Below are 15,613 nucleotides of genomic sequence, written 5' to 3'. Positions count from 1 at the left end.
TGAATCCATCATACAGGCGGGAGGCAGAGAATAGAGCGGAATGACCCTGAAACGTTCAATAACGATCCCTAAACGTCAAAAGGCAGCACCACCATATTGTTGAATTCGTTATGCCTGGACAGGGTGGTCATATTCCCGCCGTACTTCTCGCAGATTCTGGAGATATTGGTCAGGCCAATGCCATGGTATTCCGGCTCAGGCTTGCGGGAATGGAGGGAGGCCGCTTCCTGGGCCGTATGGTTCAGCACCCGGATGAACAGCGCGGAGTCATTCGTATGCATCTGGATCAGAATGTAGCGGTCTTCGGCGAGCTTTACTTTTTTGGAGGCCTCGATGGCATTATCCAGCATGTTCCCCAGCACAACACATAAGTCATAGCGGTCGATCCGCAGCTCTCCGGGCTGGAGATTAAGCCGGGTATCGATACGGATACCGTTGGCCTGTCCGATATTCAGGGTGTTCGTCACCAGCGCATCCACTGCAAGATGTCCCGTATTGACCCGCTGGTAGGCATCCTCCACTTTATTCAGCGTGAGCTTGATATGCTCCAGAGCCGCAGCGGAGTCATTCCGCCGGATACATTCTTCGATGTAGAGGAACTGCTGGTGCGTGTCGTGAATGATCCGCTTGATCGATTTGAAGCTGTGTACGGTTTTCTCATAGTTGGCGTCCTGGTAATTCATCTGGTCCTGCAACTGCGCATTCTCGTGCATGAACTGGAACTTATCCGTTATCGTATCGAAGACATAGACGATCATCACATTCAGGAACAGGAAGCCAAGAATCGCAATGAAATAATAGATATCCTTCTTGGTGTCTGCGGTCAGAACGTTGATCTGGTACGTGCTGATCAGCGGGACAAGCAGGAACATCACATAATACCGGTAAGGCAGAGAGACGCTTCGGCGCTTGGAGATCAGGCGGATGAGCTGAATGACAGGGAACATAATGATACAGCTTAGGATCAGCCCCTTGATGAAGGCCGGCCGGTCAATTCCTGTACCGGCATCCATGCTGGTGTAGTCAACGGAATCGATCATGGAGAAAATATACAGCGAGATAAAGCTGACCACCGTCATCAGCACCGCGTACAGTATCGAAAAGATCACCTGGGTCTTCATCTCCACCCGATAGGATTGCGCCATACTGAAGATCATCAGCAAGGCTACACCGGAGGATAACAGGGGTGACATCGGGGCGAACAGGTAGACACAGCACAGTGCTCCATAGATCAGGAAATAGATGATCCGGTTAGGCTTCCTGGCGGATTTGTCAAATACGGAGCCAAAGTAGAAGTTGGTCTGAAAAGCCATCACCAGCAGCACACAGAGCACAATGGGCAGGTTATAGAGAATCATAGGGAGTGTTCCTTCATAATCATGAATTTGGTGTAGAAATCTTTAACCTCTTTGATCCTGGAGCGCCCGATGGGGAACTCCTGACCGCCCGACATCTGCACGGACCCGCCAGAGAACTTCTTCACATGCAGGAGGTTGATAATAATCGAACGGTGAATTTGCAGAAAATGGCTCTCCCGCAGCGCAGCGGCGTATTCGGCAATCAGCCCTTTGGTCTCGTAAGTTGCGGCGGGGGTAATCACGTTCAGCTTGCTTTTCACGGTCAGGCTCTTGGCGGCTTCGATTCCGATAATGTCATCATGCTTCAGCACGACCTCCTCGTAGCCGGACTTGATGACCAGAAACTTCTTATCCTGCGCCTGGAAGTAGTCGTACAGCCTGAGAATCTTCTCCTCCAGCAGACCCGGCGCCAGCGGCTTGATCAGATATTGAAAGGTGATGACGTCGAAGCTCTCCACCATATATTCCGGGTAGCTGGTCAGGAAGATAATCTGTTCGTCAAAATGCTTCTGGCTTCTGAGCCGGCGTGCCGTCTGAATCCCGTTCATGCCGCTCATCTCCACATCCAGAATCAGAATATGGAAGGGATCCCCGCCTTGCTCATAGTGAGCTAAAAGCTGCTCGCCGGAGGTAAACAGCCCGATCTCGAATTCGATATTCGTCTTCATGGATAAGGCCAGCAGCAGCCCCTTGACCTGCTCTCTTAGCTTAGCTTCATCATCGCATACTGCAACTCTGTACATCACGGACCTCCTCAGCTTCGGTGCAATGAGATATAATGAACGCTTAATGTTGTACATTACAGTATACAGCATGGTTTATAGGAGTTCGCAGCTTAGGGTGTCAACTGCATGATTTGATCCCTGAAATGCAGAGGAAGGTAGGTGAATGGCGTACGGGCAGGCGAGGTTTACTCATTCCTACGCCTGCTTCGGCTTCCACAGATTCAGCAGCGGGCCGTCCTTGCCGTAGACGGGATCACGCTCTGGCAGCGGAACCTCGCGGATTTCGGGCAACGCTGCCGCGAAGTCGTCCGGGTCCGCCTGGCGGGTGTTATAGTCCATGCCGCCGGGATAGGCACCTGCGATGCGGAAGTCCGGTGAAGCCGTGAGCTTCTTATGCGCCGTGCCGGCAGGCAGCACCACGACATCCCCGGCGCTCACCTGAACGGTGCGTCCGGCGTCTCCGCCAAGCTGGAGGCTGGCGCTGCCGGAGACGACACCCAGTACCTCATGCGCATTGCTGTGATAGTGATGATAGGGAAAGACACCGTTCACCCAGCTGTTCAGCCAGCCGTTATTATTGAAGATCCGTTCGGTGTCTTCCGGGTGTTCTCTAAGAACACCCGTATACAGCAGGGCCGGAAGCTCCGGGTTGTTCGGCAACAAGCCGTCCGGCTCGAACTTTAGCTTAACTATAGCTTCATCGTGTTGATGTCCTGTAGCGGTTGATTCTGGCATAACGGATCATCTCCTAAGTGAATTTTGGTATATATAGAATTACCCTAAGGCTGACAGCAATAAATGTACTCTGTACAATTAAAAACAGTGAAAAGGAGGGTTCTCCTCCTCCAACTGTAGTGTGTACAACTATTTTTGCCGGAATCATAAGAATCCAGGTATTATTGGAGATTTAGATGTACGAAATACAGCTAGACGGTTGTTTGGCGGCATACTAGACGATTTTGTTGTACAGAGTGCAGTTAAGCCTATCCATACAGCTTGCCCCCTTAACTCTGCCTGCACCATCATTTGGATATTGCATATCCTCGGTCTGTGATTGGCGATTTTATAAGTGAAATTAATTTATATAGCGGGGTTGTTTCCTGCGCTTTACCTGCTTGTAAAAGGGTAATTTATGGCATACAGTGTAACGTAGCTGTTATAGATGATGGTGAGAGGAAGGGGTTATTATGAGAATTACACGTAAGATCAGCACCCTGCTGGCGGCTGCGCTGCTGCTGCCTGCCATTCTGGTGCCGGGGGCAGGGGCTGCTCCGGCACAGGCGAAGGCTGTCCCAGCTGGGACGACGACGGTTGCCGCTGCTTTAGCCACCCAGACTCCGGCCACGAACGGGCTGGTGCCGCTGACGGGCGCGATCAACGGCAATCTGCCAATTCATATGTCGCTCAAGGCGGATAGCAGCGGGAAGCTGACGGGCAGTTATTATTACGACAAATACAAGAAGACGATCAAGCTCGCAGGAAGTGTCAGCGGCAAGCAGGCTTATATCACCGAATATGATGCGAAGGGCAAGGAAACCGGCCATTTCGAGGGCTGGTGGCTTAACGGCACCGGGTTCTTCGGGGTATGGAGCAACCCGGACGGCACCAAGCAGCTGCCGGTTGAGGCATTGACGGCTTCCGGCGCAGCCAGCGCCAAGGTGCCGTCCGTGAAGGATTGGCAGGGAGAATGGTATATGAAGAGTGATTCGCCCTTCTATGGATCTTATATTGAATTCAGCAATGTCAAAAGTGATAAGCTGGCCTTCTCAATCGATGCCTACGATGGCGCTCATTCCGGCCAGTTATATGAAGAAACGGCATTCGTCCGCAAGCGGATTGCCATCTACAGGGAAGAGGACGGCTCGGTGGTCTTCTTCTATCTGCTGAACGGCAGCCTGTATGTAACCAGCCCTTCACCGGTGTATTCTGCCGGAGCGAATGTAACCTACACCGGCCAGTATACAAGAGACCCGCAAGAGAACACGTTCACCTTGCGGGACACCGGGGTCTTCAAGACGGCAGCGGATGACCAGGCCTTCCGTAAGCTGGTAGGGAAGGATTATGATCTGTTCCTGTACAGTATGCAGCTGATCAGTGAGTCGAAGGATCTGGACGGTAAAGGGGCGAAGGTGGTGCAGGGCGGCGTGAGAGGGCTGTTCACCCTTACAGAAGCGATCATCATGTATGATAAGCAGGGTCATTTCTGGGCGGCTGCGCTAGATTCGGATGAAGCCTCTGATTCAGATGAAGCTCCTGAGACGTTCGTGCGGTTCTATACCAATGTTCCGGGAACCACCAAGCTGCCGAAGACCTTGGTGAAATGGATGGAGCCTTTTCCCGATTACGCGGTGGTCTATATGAATTTCTGAATCTTGCGCCAGAGCGTTTTAAGTTCCCCGTAACGGGTACTAAAAAAGTGTGAGGGTCCGTCTGACATGGGTAGCTACTGCATGAGAACCTTGTGTACACCGGTTATGTCAGCGGATTCGCATTTCCCGCAGCTTTTCACTGAAAGGACGGGACAGCGCAGCTGCGCAGGTCCTGCCGCTATAATGGAAGATGCGGGTGCAACAAGAAACGGTATGCCTAACCCTGACCGGGGGCGGCATACCGTTTTTGTATGTGACTCTGTAACGCCGGAACTCCGGCATGGAATCAAGTATACAGCCGCTTCCAGTTCGCATACCAGCGCTCGACCTTGGCGGAGGGCTTCAGCTTCAGGTCACGCCACAGCAGGCTGCGAAGCTTATCATATTGCTCCTGCACGAAGCTTAGCTCCCCCAAGCGGTTGTAGAAGTCCATCAGCGCCAGGTAACCCGGCTCGTGATAAGGGTGAAGCTCCACGATCCGCTGATAGGTGTTGACTGCCTTAGTGATATTGTCTTTGGCTGAATAATAATCGGCCAGCTCGGTGGCGTGCTGCAGCGAGAGATTCCGTAGCCGCTGGCGTTCGCTCTCGGCCCACAGATAATCGTAATCGCCCAGGAAATCACCGGTATAGAGCTTGAACAGCTCCTCGTGCACCGGGGCATTATGGTCATCGACCGGCTCCAGCGAGAGGATACCCTCCTCCCAGAGGACGAAGTCGATTTTGGCGTCGCCGCTCTCCAGCATATAGCCTTCGCCTACGCTTGCATTGCTGATGGTAAGGCCGATGTCCGACCGCTTCAGCGATTGTCTGAGCTGGTAGATTGCCGTATAGAGATGAGTGGAGGCCCGCTTGAAGGAAGTGTCCGGCCAGAGCAGCTCGACCAGCTTGTCCTTGACAACAATCCGGTCGTGATAGTAGAGCAGATAAGCGAATAATTCCTGCGACTTGGAGGTCCGCCAGCGGAAATCGCGGATCGGAAGCCCGCCGCGCTCGAACTGGATGGAGTTGAAGCCTCGGATCATCAGCTCATCCTGTTTGTCTGCACTCTGAATCTTACCCTTCCGGTTCCGGATTCGTTGAATCGTCTTGCGCAGCCGTTCTCTGGACACCGGCTTCAGCAGGTAATCCTGGGCACTGGCCTCGAAGGCCTCCAGGGCAAAATTGTTATAGGCGGTGACGAAGACAATGGCTGATCCGGGGCAGCGCGCTTCCAGTGCAGCCGCAGCCTCTAATCCGTTCAGGACCGGCATATCAATATCGAGAAAAATGATATCCGCATTCCACCCGGAGGCTTCATCCAGGGCTTGCAGCGGATTGGTATAGGTGGCGGTTACAATCGTCGTTCCCAGTGCCCTGAGCGTGGACTCCAGCTGGATCAGAGCAAGCTTCTCATCATCAATCAATACTACCCGAAGCACTGTATCACCTCCTTGAACAAGGGATAACCGGTGGAGGGAAGGCTCACTCCCCCCGCCGGAAGGGAACAATAAAGGAGACGGTGGTTCCATATCCGGGGCGGCTCTGAATGGATAAGCCCTGCCCGTAGCGTTCGGTCAGCCGCCGGTTCGTATTCCACAGGCCGATCCCGGCGGCCGTATCTTTGTTCTTCTTCAGCAGGCTGTCAATCTGCGCCTGTTCCATGCCCTTGCCGTCATCCTGTACCTCAAATAAGACCTGATCTCCCTGGTCTTCAATCCGTACCGTAAGCGTACCCCCGGCAACCTGGCTGAGCAGCCCGTGGCGGACGGCATTCTCAACCAGCGGCTGAAGAATGAGCGGGGGGATGAGCAGCACACCGCTGAAATCCAGTTGCCACAAGACCTCCAGACGTTCCCCGAAGCGTACCTTCTCAATATACAAGTAGGCTCTGACCAGGGAAAGCTCCTGCTGTATATTAACCAGTTTACCGGTATTCATCAGATCGAAGCTGGAACGCAGATAGGAGGAGAAGGCGTCGATCAGCTCCTTCATCTGGCAGATATCGATTTCACTGAGCGTGGAGATGGAATTCAGGGCATTGAACAGGAAATGAGGACGGATCTGGGCCTGCAGATAAGCCATTTCCAGACGCAGACTGTGATGCAGCGTCTGCTTCAGCCGGGCCAGTCCGGTTACCCGGTACTTCAGCTCCAGGCTGTCAACCGGCTTGGTTACATAATCATTAGCCCCCTGCCCGAATCCGTAATAGACCTCCTCCCGCATTGCCCGCGCTGTCAGCAGCAGCACCGGCAATTCAGACATGGAATACTGCTCCCTGACTCTGCGGGTAAGCTCATAGCCGGACATATGAGGCATCATCACATCCGTAATGAGCAAATCCCATGACTCCTCTTCCAGCCGCTTCAGCGCCTCTTCCCCGCTAAGTACCGGGGTCAGCCGGAAGTGCTCTTCATGCAGAATACTGGCCAGCACCCGCAGATTCACGGGATCATCATCGACTGCGAGAATATGGAGGACATCTCCTTCATGCTCCCCGCCGCCACCGGTTAGTGGCGGCGGCACTCCGGCCGGGAAGGGAGCGGTATCCCCGTTGCGGAATGGTAGATCCTGGGCGGCGGATAGCTCCGGCAGTTCGGCTGTCTCCGCAGGACCCGTATGATCCGCAGTGCGGCGAGCGGTAAGGGAGGCATGGTCTGCCAGCGGCAGACTGAAGCTGAACGTGGAGCCCGCGCCCGGCTTGGACTGCACACTTAAGCTGCCCCCGTGCAGCTCCACGAGCTGCCGGGTGATGCTTAAGCCGAGGCCCAGTCCGCCCCGGTCTTGTCCGCCTGCCTGTTCATAGGGCAGAAGAATCCGGGCGAGGTCTTCCTCAGATATCCCGGCTCCCGTATCAGATACGCTGACCAGCAACTGTCCGCCGCTCTCCTTAGCCGACACGGCTACACTGCCCGACTCCGTGAATTTCAGCGCATTATGTATAAGGTTGAACAGAATCTGGATCAGCCGCTTCTCATCGGCCCAGACGGGCGGCAGCGAATCGGATGCGCTTACAAGAAGTGTCAGGTTTCTCCCTTCTGCCAGATGGCGGAGCATATCTGCTACCCCGGATGCTGTCTTAGCTACAGACAAGGGAACGGGGTGCAGAACCATCCGGTTCTCCCGCAGCAGGGTCAGGTCCAGCAGGTCATCCAGGAGCTGTGACATCTGACGCCCGATGCGCAGCAGCAGCTCCATATCTCTGGAGTCTTCATCCGCAGAGGCAGCCCGCCGCTTGTCATACTGGGACTCAGCGATGCTCATCATTCCGTGCAGCGGGGTTCTCAGTTCATGCGAGGTATTGATCAGGAAGCGGTCCTTCTGCCTGTCTGCCTGTACAAGCTGTTCATTCAGCCGCACGTTCTCCTCAGAACGCCGGATATACTGCTTCATTCCGTAGGCGGAGAATCCGACAATCGCTGCCAGAATATCCACCGGGTAGTACGGCAGATTCTTATGGTAATTATTTACCGTGGCTCCCCAGACGACGCCCGAGATCAGACAGCAGGCGGTGAAGGTCAGGAAGGCAACGTCTTTTTTGCGCTGATAGACCATCCTTGCGAAGATCACGAACATCCAGCAGGGCGGAAGCATATACAGGAGATTGAAGGGCAGAGTGGCCCAGCTCAAGATGATATGTACAGGCAATACGGCAATGCTTAGAGTATATAAGACGAGCAGGAGACCATATACTTGGACGGCCCGGCCCGCTCTCTGGACTCCATGGAACCTGTAGGTCAGCAGCAGCATGAGGAACACCATCCAGACATAAGACAGCAGCTTGAACTTGATTCCCCAAGTGTAGCTCAGCGGCAGTACAAGGGACAGCAGGACATCGTTGTCCACAGCAACAGTGACCGAGATCATGACCAGCATCAGGGCGAACAGCACCAGAATGCGGTTCTTATGAGCCAGCAGATACAGGATGCAGACGTATAGTGCATGCAGCAAGAGGATTATAATCGTTGTCAATTGAAAAGCAGTGGAATACCACCGCTCCTTCAGAACGGAGGATTGTGCGCCGAGTCGCATGGAGTAGGAGATGCCTCCCTTCTCGCCATGCTCGTAATTGGCAGCCTGAATCAGGACAAGCAATTCTTGTGTGCCTTGGGGCGGGAGGTAATGTGCAGAATAAGGAACAGCCTTCGGCTGATACAGTTCCTTGCGCGTACCCGGCTGACCCATGGTCCGCAGAACATGGCCGTTGACCTCAATACGCGAAGAAGCCTGGATCTGCTGTGCCCAGAAGGCATAGGGTTCATCCAGCGGCTGGTCGATCAGGATACGGAGGGCGAACGTGCCGTAGCCCAGAGAGGAGCCGGACAGGGCATTCTTCCAGTTGCCTGGAACGCCAAGCATGACCGGTGCTCCGGCAGTCCCGGAACGGATATCGCTGTCACTGGCCAGGCGGTCAGGATAGAAGGCCCACTCACCGTCAAGGACAAGCGAGTGGGTATTCTTGAAGTTCCATCCGCGCAGATCAAGGCTGCCCTGAATGGCGCGCGGTTGTTGCGGAAATGCGAAAATATGCTGCCATACCCCTTGCAAACCTAAGAGAATAGACATATATATCAGGACTAAAGTCAGGTGTTTGAAGTAATATCTGGAGTTTGTATTCATCATAGTGTAAAGATTTCGACAACAGATAGGCATAACCTGCTAGACGTTCAAATAAATTCTTGAACAATTATAGAACATCAGACGAGCGGGAGTTGCTTCTCCGCAGGGTTCTCCTCACGGTTCTCGACGGCCTCGTTCCTCTGGCTTTCCTTCCAGGCAGGCCAGTAGTGCTGCTTGCACAGCCCCTTCGCATAATGCCTTCGATTACAGTTCTCCAGTGAGCACTTTCGTTCATTAACGGCTCTCAGTCTCCCCATTTGTGAATCCCTCCATGATGGTTTCAATTTAAGTCAAGCCCATTATAGAAATACTTCATATACAAGAACTGAACAAAATTGGAAAATTTATTCCATTAATTATCGATTATTTCTGGTTTCAGATTAAGTAGTGAGCGGCTGCAGCATAGCGGAGCTGGTGGGTGAAATCACTTTTTGAGGATGACAGAGATATATTGTGGCAATTAAATGGGCAATTTTACTCATTTATTCTCTCGTCAGTGAATATATCTAATGTATAACATTGAAAGAATATGGGAGGTAGTAATATGGTGTCTAAAAAGCTATATACTCAATTGGAAGTGATCGATCTGCTTAAGCTGCCCCCTACTACCATCAAGCGTTGGCTCGAATATTTCTCTCACTTCATCCCTCTGGTTCAGAAGGGCGACAGCAAATTCTATGAATATGAATCTTTGAAAATTCTGGTCCGCGTCAATGAACTCCGGCAGCAGCGGTACCATCTGGGTACCATCGTGCGTATTCTGGTGGAGGAAGGGTTCCCTATGTACAGCCCTTCAAGAGAACTTGAAGGGCCTGAAATGGACAAGCCTGGTGGTTCAGCGGCGGTCGGTGAAGCGCTGAAGGCCTATGAGGAGCAGCAAATCATTGTCTCCTGCATAACCCAGATCGCCGATGAATTGCAGCGGTTAGCCGGATATCTTAAGGAACGGGGACGGGATTAATAGGCACCCTCTTCAGCGCAGAACTGCTATACTGCCGGAGAGGGTGGCTGTTGTTATAAAAATATAATTAATTCACTAATTCAAAGATACTTATATTGGACAATGCTGGGTCTATTTGGGAAGTTCCACCACTTAAAATAGTGGCAGCTTGAAAGTTGAGATTGAGTGAACCGGTGGTTGGTCTGATTATACCTGCGGATTGAACCGTGTATTCCCATTCTTGAGTTTGGGAAGGAATTCCTTCATCGTAATAGGTTATATTTGTAATATTAGTTCCGAGACGGGCGACTATTTGAATACTAGTAACACTACGATTCGCAGGCACCTTTATTCTTATAGAAAAGGAAACATGATAAATGCGGTTAGCCAGTAAGCCAATATTTAATATGTCTGAACGAGTGATGCTTCCACCACTTTGATTATAAACTTCATCTATACCAAATCCTGTAAGTGTCGTGCGCAGGTTAGCCGCAACGGGTCTGAACAGTGCATTCGGGTTAACCAGAGGCCCCATTGGTCCGGTAGCCCCTGTGGGTCCTGTATGTCCTGTAGACCCGGTAGGACCAGTTGCACCTGTCGCACCTGTGGCTCCAGTTGGACCCATGGGTTCAAGTCCTGTAGCACCAGTAATGCCAGTAGCCCCGGTAACCCCAGTTGCCCCTGTTGGACCTTGAGGTCCAACGCCAGTGGCTCCAGTGGCTCCAGTGGCTCCAGTAGCGCCGGTAACCCCAGTAGCGCCGGTAGCACCAGTAGCGCCGGTAGCCCCGGTAGCGCCCGTGGGACTGACACCTGTGGCGCCGGTAACCCCGGTAGCGCCGGTAACGCCAGTAGCGCCGGTAACCCCAGTAGCGCCAGTAACCCCAGTAGCGCCAGTAGCGCCGGTAGCACCCGCAGGACCAGTCGGACTGGCACCCGTAGCGCCGGTAACGCCTGTAGCGCCCGTGGTCCCGGTAGCGCCGGTAACGCCTGTAGCGCCGGTAACGCCTGTAGCGCCGGTAGCGCCGGTAGCGCCAGTCGCACCAGTAACCCCTGCGGCTCCTCTAGCCCCGGTAGTGCCCGTGGCGCCGGTAGCGCCCGTAGCCCCGGTAGCGCCGGTAATGCCGGTAGCACCTGTAACGCCTGTAGAGCCCGTAGCTCCTGTCATACCTTCGGCTCCTCTGACCCCCGTAGCTCCAGTTGGTCCGGTGATGCCTGTTATTCCGAGGTCTCCAGTGGCTCCGACTGGACCGATACCTGTCGGACCCGTGGGTCCAGTGACCCCTGTCTGCCCGATCTCTTCCCACGGGCTCCAGTTGTTTCCACCGTCCTGGCTGCTCCGGTAATACAGGGAAGGGTTCGAGATATAGAGCTGTTGTACATAATCTCCTACCCGGGAGACATACAAGGTCCAGACAGACGGATGTAGCACCGGCGGACTGGCTGGCGGCGGTGGTGGCGGCGGTCCGGTGGGAGAATCAGAGCTGTATACGCCCGGCTCAGTGAAGTCTTCCAGAGGTGAATCAGAGGGCTCTACGTTGAGGGGCAATGCATCTACGTCATTCGCGTCCAGAACAACTACCCCAGCCTGACCGTTGACGAGGACAGCTCCACCCGGTGCGCCCGTTGGGCCCGTAGGTCCGCTGGGCCCAACGATAACAGGCAGATTCGCGGCGGTCTTCAGCTTCGAATCAAGAATCATTTCCTGCTTGAAGATGGTATCCAGCATGGATTGTACGCTGTTGTTGACCTGCAGCACCTGCGCCAGTGTCGCGGGGGGACCGCTTAAGCCTGGCAGGGTCCCTAGAGCGAACTGAATTTTCTCGCCTTCTGCGTTAATAATGTGTGCAAGGCCCAATTCTTCCATCGCGATGGAAGAGAAGAGCATATTAACGACATCATCCCGTGTCAATGAAACGGATGGTGTGATATTGGGGATATTGGGTGTAGACAATGAAAACCCTCCTTCGCTTGTACATTGAGTTTCACATTTCAGTTTTTAAGCAGGTTCCCCATCTCTGCTGCAGAATACAAGTGCAGAGATAGGGAAGTCCTCATCACAAGAAGCTTACTCAATCTGGAAGATGCTTACATTGGACCAGTCAGTATAGAAGGTAGCAGTAGTTGTCGTGACGATTCTTGCAGTCAGTTGAAGGGTTGGATTCCCGCCAGCTGTCTTAATTAGTCCGCTTGATTCTATCGTAAAAGCTCCTAGACCGGAACCGCCTGCTGTTTTATCCTTAATGGCCGTTATATGGAGGGGGGTGCCGTCCAAGGTGGAAGCAATCTCTGCTAAAGTTACAGGCGCAGTTCCGGTGCCTAATGTTATTCTAAATGAAAAGGACATGTAATAAGTGCTGTTGGGCAGCAACTGAATCGAATTGTTATCAGGGGCAACAAGAGTAATCGTGTTATTGCTTTCATTAAATAATGGACTTAGTATTATTGGAGCTGCAGTAGCTGTTATACCTAAAGCATTAGGCTGGAACATTGCATTTAAGTTAGCGCCAGTAGGCCCGGTCGGTCCGGTCGGTCCGGTGGCGCCAGTAGGCCCGGTCGCACCAGTAGGTCCGGTCGCACCAGTAGGTCCGGTCGCACCAGTAGGTCCGGTCGCGCCTGTCGGTCCGGTCGCACCAGTCGGTCCGGTCGGTCCGGTCGGTCCGGTCGCGCCTGTCGGTCCGGTCGGTCCGGTTGGCCCAGTAGGTCCGGTCGCGCCTGTCGGTCCGGTCGGTCCGGTAGCACCAGTAGCACCAGTTGGTCCCGTCGGCCCGGTAGGCCCGGTAGCACCCGTCGGTCCAGTAGCGCCTGTCGGTCCAGTAGCGCCGGTGGCTCCGGTAGCGCCAGTCGGTCCGGTAGCGCCCGTAGCTCCCGTAGCGCCAGTCGGTCCGGTAGCGCCCGTAGCTCCCGTAGCACCAGTCGGTCCGGTGGGTCCGGTCGGTCCAGTAACGCCAGTAGGTCCGGTCGGTCCGGTCGGCCCGGTTACCCCTGTAGGGCCAGTAGCGCCTGTCGGTCCAGTCGGTCCGGTCGGTCCGGTCGCCCCGGTAGGGCCCGTGACCCCTGTGGCACCAGTTGCGCCAGTAGCGCCCGTCGGTCCAGTAGCCCCGGTGGCCCCGGTGGCCCCGGTGGCCCCGGTCACGCCCGTAGCTCCGGTCACCCCAGTTACACCAGTAACCCCCGTCGCTCCAGTCAGACCTCTAGGTCCGGTAGAGCCGGTCGGCCCAGTGATGCCTGTGGGGCCGGTCACCCCTACACCTGTCGGTCCAGTGGCCCCAGTCGCCCCGCGTTGTCCAATTTCAATCCAATTGGTCCAGGAAGCCCCGTTATCCTGACTGCTCCGGTAGAAGAGGACAGGGTTCGAGATATAGATCTGCTGAACAAAGGATCCAACCTTGGACACATAGAGGGTCCAGACCGCCGGATGGGAGACGTTCTGTGGACCGAATAGAGGTGCCGGGCCAGTAGGACTATTGGAGCTATAGACACCAGGTTCAATGAAGGTTCTAAGATCAGAACCGGAAGGCTCCTCATTGTCGGGGAATGCGCCTACGTCTTCAGCATCCAATACTACATTACCAGCTTGACCGTTGACGGTGGCGACAGCTCCCGCAGCCCCCGTCGGTCCTACAGGACCAGTAGGTCCCAGCAAGGTGGGGACATTGGCAGCGGTCTTAAGCTTGGAGTCCAGCATCATTTCCTGCCGGAAGATCGTATCCAGCATGCCTTGCGTACTGGTGTTCACATCCAGAATCTGTGCAAGTGTAGCGCCTGGGCCGGTTATTCCCGGCAGTGTACCGAGGGCGAACTGGATTTTTTCTCCCTCTGCGTTAATAATGTGCGCTAAACCCAGCTCTTCCATGGCGATGGAAGAGAACAAGAGGTTCACCACATCATCCCGTGTTAATGTAATCGTTGGGGATATATTGGGGATATTAGGTGTAGACAAACAAAAAACCTCCTTATTTGGTGGGATGGTCTAGGATATTCCCGGCTGTGTGATACGGTAAGGGATAAATGCCTAACTAATTCCGACCATAAGTCTAAATTTCGTTTTGCTCGATAAACCAGAAGTAAAATATGATACTTTATTTGAAATATAGAAATTTTTCACAAAAAAATAAGACCCTCCATTATGGCCGGATCTTATACAGGGCTCACTATTTACTCCTCATCCAAATCCTTCAATTCCTTCAGTTCATCCAGATCCTCCGGTTCAACAAATTCACCATAAGGCTCATCGTCGTCTGTGAGCAGGCGAAGAATGCGGTCCAGCTTGCTTAGGCTTAACCATTGACCGTTCGAGACCTCCTCAAGCAGTCTGGAGGCCGTATTATTGATGTGGATAACGCTCGTATAACTTAATTCATCCGGGCGGGATTGAATAAGGGCCTGTATAGCATTCGCTTCCGCACTGATAATGTGGGACAGCGAGATTTCGTTCATGGCCACAGAAGTGATCAGGAGGGCGAGGCTTTCGCGCTTAGTGATCGATGGGCCGGACTTCAATTCGGGAGAATCAGACGAGGACATCTTTGGGCACCTCCTGCGACCGGCTGCAAGATCCGGAACGATTATAGTATCAATATATAAGGAACAAGCCTTATCTATTCCACCTATTCTTCGCGACGTCCGAAATCCGAAAAGTCCGATATATTAGGGAAGTCGGCTGCATAAAATATAATATTAAACATCTGTGCACCTGTTAAAGGAGTGTAGAAATTGCGGACAAAACCACAAATTACGGAAGCTGTGCTTCTGGCTGCCGCTGTTGAGCAAAGGGCTATCGTAATTCTGCTGGCAGCCTTGACGTCCATGTTACAGGCTGTTGCCGCCGAACAGGCGGAGGAGCGGCGGTATCAGCCGTCCGGGCGGCTTTCCCGTCTGGAGCGGGTAGTCATCCGGGTACTGCAGGCGCTCACGCAAAGACAAATCATCCTGCTGCATTACTTCACTATCAATAGACGTCTGCTGGACGAGGTGGATAACAGTGAAGCCTGAGACTTCCGGTCCGGTCGTGGAAGAGTTGAAGAAGGCTGTGGACGAAGCACTCGGCCAGATGGAGGCCTTCAAGCAGGTGAGCCGCTTGATTCCCGTTCAGGTCGAGAATGAGCTTAATGAATTAATCTCCAGAACCAGGCTCCTGCTTCATTGGAGCGAAGGGGAGGGCGAGACGGGAAGCCGGAAGTCCGAGACTGCAAGGGACAGTAAGCCGGTGGTCTTCCGGAGAGTAAGCAGCATCGGAGCAGGCGGCAAATCGCTGTTTCGGAGTGTATCTGAACCTCTTCCTGCTGTTCGTCACCATCCCGGCAAGCCGGAGATGGTCAAGCTCCCTAAGCAGCCTGAGCGCTCGAAGCCTAAGAAGAGGAGGGCCACAGATAATCCTGCTAGAATAAGTAAGACAACGAACAAGGCCACACGGCCGTTGAAACCGGCGGCCAAGCTGTCACAGCCGCAAAGCTCAAAGCTCACGGCTCAAATCGCAGAAATCCGGACCTCCTCCAATTTGAAATTGAAGGACTGAGCAGATCCTGAGGGAACTCAGGTTCTTTTTTTTGTTTTCAGGCAAATTCCGTCCGTTATGTCCGTGAATGAATGCACCTTTCAGATACAGCTACATATGCTGACTATG

Annotated in this window: 13 protein-coding genes; 4 read left to right on the top strand and 9 right to left on the bottom strand. The window is 53.6% G+C overall.

Annotated features, from left to right (window positions below; genetic code table 11):
- Positions 1–68: 68 nt before the first annotated feature.
- From K1558_RS05855 to K1558_RS05845, 3 genes are all read right to left on the bottom strand, one after another.
- Positions 69–1,358, bottom strand: coding sequence for an ATP-binding protein (locus K1558_RS05855; RefSeq protein ID WP_238650446.1), 1,290 nt, complete (start codon positions 1,356–1,358; stop codon positions 69–71).
- Complete coding sequence (locus K1558_RS05850; RefSeq protein WP_238650445.1) at positions 1,355–2,101, bottom strand: LytR/AlgR family response regulator transcription factor; 747 nt, start codon at positions 2,099–2,101, stop codon at positions 1,355–1,357. Before K1558_RS05850 ends, K1558_RS05855 begins: the two co-directional genes overlap by 4 nt.
- 177 nt (positions 2,102–2,278) lie before the next feature.
- Positions 2,279–2,818, bottom strand: a complete 540-nt coding sequence (locus K1558_RS05845; protein WP_238650444.1) for a cupin domain-containing protein — start codon at positions 2,816–2,818, stop codon at positions 2,279–2,281.
- A 452-nt stretch (positions 2,819–3,270) separates the two neighbouring features.
- On the opposite strand from K1558_RS05845, the gene K1558_RS05840 reads away from it, so the two are divergent.
- Positions 3,271–4,452, top strand: a complete 1,182-nt coding sequence (locus K1558_RS05840; protein ID WP_238650443.1) for a hypothetical protein — start codon at positions 3,271–3,273, stop codon at positions 4,450–4,452.
- A 286-nt stretch (positions 4,453–4,738) separates the two neighbouring features.
- Here K1558_RS05840 and K1558_RS05835 read toward each other — a convergent pair whose 3' ends face one another.
- The 3 genes from K1558_RS05835 to K1558_RS05825 all read right to left on the bottom strand — a co-directional run bounded on the left by K1558_RS05835 (position 4,739) and on the right by K1558_RS05825 (position 9,307).
- On the bottom strand, positions 4,739–5,872 hold the full coding sequence (locus tag K1558_RS05835; protein WP_238650442.1) for a response regulator: 1,134 nt from the start codon (positions 5,870–5,872) through the stop codon (positions 4,739–4,741).
- Positions 5,873–5,915: 43 nt separating this feature from the next.
- Complete coding sequence (locus tag K1558_RS05830) at positions 5,916–8,996, bottom strand: hybrid sensor histidine kinase/response regulator (RefSeq protein ID WP_238650441.1); 3,081 nt, start codon at positions 8,994–8,996, stop codon at positions 5,916–5,918.
- Between the two features lie 131 nt (positions 8,997–9,127).
- On the bottom strand, positions 9,128–9,307 hold the full coding sequence (locus tag K1558_RS05825) for a hypothetical protein (RefSeq protein ID WP_238650440.1): 180 nt from the start codon (positions 9,305–9,307) through the stop codon (positions 9,128–9,130).
- A 287-nt stretch (positions 9,308–9,594) separates the two neighbouring features.
- Here K1558_RS05825 and K1558_RS05820 point away from each other — a divergent pair, with 287 nt between their 5' ends.
- Positions 9,595–10,011, top strand: a complete 417-nt coding sequence (locus K1558_RS05820) for a MerR family transcriptional regulator (RefSeq protein ID WP_238650439.1) — start codon at positions 9,595–9,597, stop codon at positions 10,009–10,011.
- 67 nt (positions 10,012–10,078) lie between these two features.
- Here K1558_RS05820 and K1558_RS32690 read toward each other — a convergent pair whose 3' ends face one another.
- From K1558_RS32690 to K1558_RS05805, 3 genes are all read right to left on the bottom strand, one after another.
- A complete protein-coding gene (locus K1558_RS32690) occupies positions 10,079–11,941 on the bottom strand; it encodes a collagen-like triple helix repeat-containing protein (protein WP_274528398.1) in 1,863 nt (620 codons plus the stop codon).
- Positions 11,942–12,055: 114 nt separating this feature from the next.
- Positions 12,056–13,930 carry a pyocin knob domain-containing protein gene (locus K1558_RS05810; RefSeq protein ID WP_274528397.1) on the bottom strand — a complete coding sequence of 625 codons (1,875 nt, stop codon included), beginning with the start codon at positions 13,928–13,930 and terminating at the stop codon, positions 12,056–12,058.
- Between the two features lie 215 nt (positions 13,931–14,145).
- Positions 14,146–14,514: an alpha-helical endospore appendage domain-containing protein gene (locus K1558_RS05805; protein ID WP_238650438.1), complete on the bottom strand. Its 369-nt coding sequence runs from the start codon at positions 14,512–14,514 to the stop codon at positions 14,146–14,148.
- Positions 14,515–14,703: 189 nt separating this feature from the next.
- Here K1558_RS05805 and K1558_RS05800 point away from each other — a divergent pair, with 189 nt between their 5' ends.
- Both K1558_RS05800 and K1558_RS05795 read left to right on the top strand, forming a co-directional pair.
- A complete protein-coding gene (locus K1558_RS05800; protein WP_238650437.1) occupies positions 14,704–14,982 on the top strand; it encodes a hypothetical protein in 279 nt (92 codons plus the stop codon).
- Entirely contained in the window at positions 14,972–15,505 is a 534-nt protein-coding gene (locus tag K1558_RS05795; protein ID WP_238650436.1) for a hypothetical protein, read from the top strand. The genes K1558_RS05800 and K1558_RS05795 overlap by 11 nt, the downstream gene beginning before the upstream one ends.
- Positions 15,506–15,613 lie beyond the last annotated feature (108 nt).

It is taken from the genome of Paenibacillus piscarius (assembly GCF_022234545.1).
GTDB classification, from domain to species: Bacteria; Bacillota; Bacilli; order Paenibacillales; family Paenibacillaceae; genus Paenibacillus_AQ; species Paenibacillus_AQ piscarius.
Note: the sequence above shows the minus strand (reverse complement) of the source record. Positions and strands in the feature narration are given on the sequence as shown.

Excerpts from the sequence above, each read along its gene's own strand:
- K1558_RS05830 (WP_238650441.1), bottom strand. The coding sequence starts at position 8,996 with ATGTCTATTCTCTTAGGTTTGCAAGGGGTATGGCAGCATATTTTCGCA.
- K1558_RS05825 (WP_238650440.1), bottom strand. The coding sequence starts at position 9,307 with ATGGGGAGACTGAGAGCCGTTAATGAACGAAAGTGCTCACTGGAGAAC.
- K1558_RS05845 (WP_238650444.1), bottom strand. The coding sequence starts at position 2,818 with ATGCCAGAATCAACCGCTACAGGACATCAACACGATGAAGCTATAGTT.
- K1558_RS05840 (WP_238650443.1), top strand. The coding sequence starts at position 3,271 with ATGAGAATTACACGTAAGATCAGCACCCTGCTGGCGGCTGCGCTGCTG.
- K1558_RS05855 (WP_238650446.1), bottom strand. The coding sequence starts at position 1,358 with ATGATTCTCTATAACCTGCCCATTGTGCTCTGTGTGCTGCTGGTGATG.
- K1558_RS05805 (WP_238650438.1), bottom strand. The coding sequence starts at position 14,514 with ATGTCCTCGTCTGATTCTCCCGAATTGAAGTCCGGCCCATCGATCACT.
- K1558_RS05820 (WP_238650439.1), top strand. The coding sequence starts at position 9,595 with ATGGTGTCTAAAAAGCTATATACTCAATTGGAAGTGATCGATCTGCTT.
- K1558_RS05850 (WP_238650445.1), bottom strand. The coding sequence starts at position 2,101 with ATGTACAGAGTTGCAGTATGCGATGATGAAGCTAAGCTAAGAGAGCAG.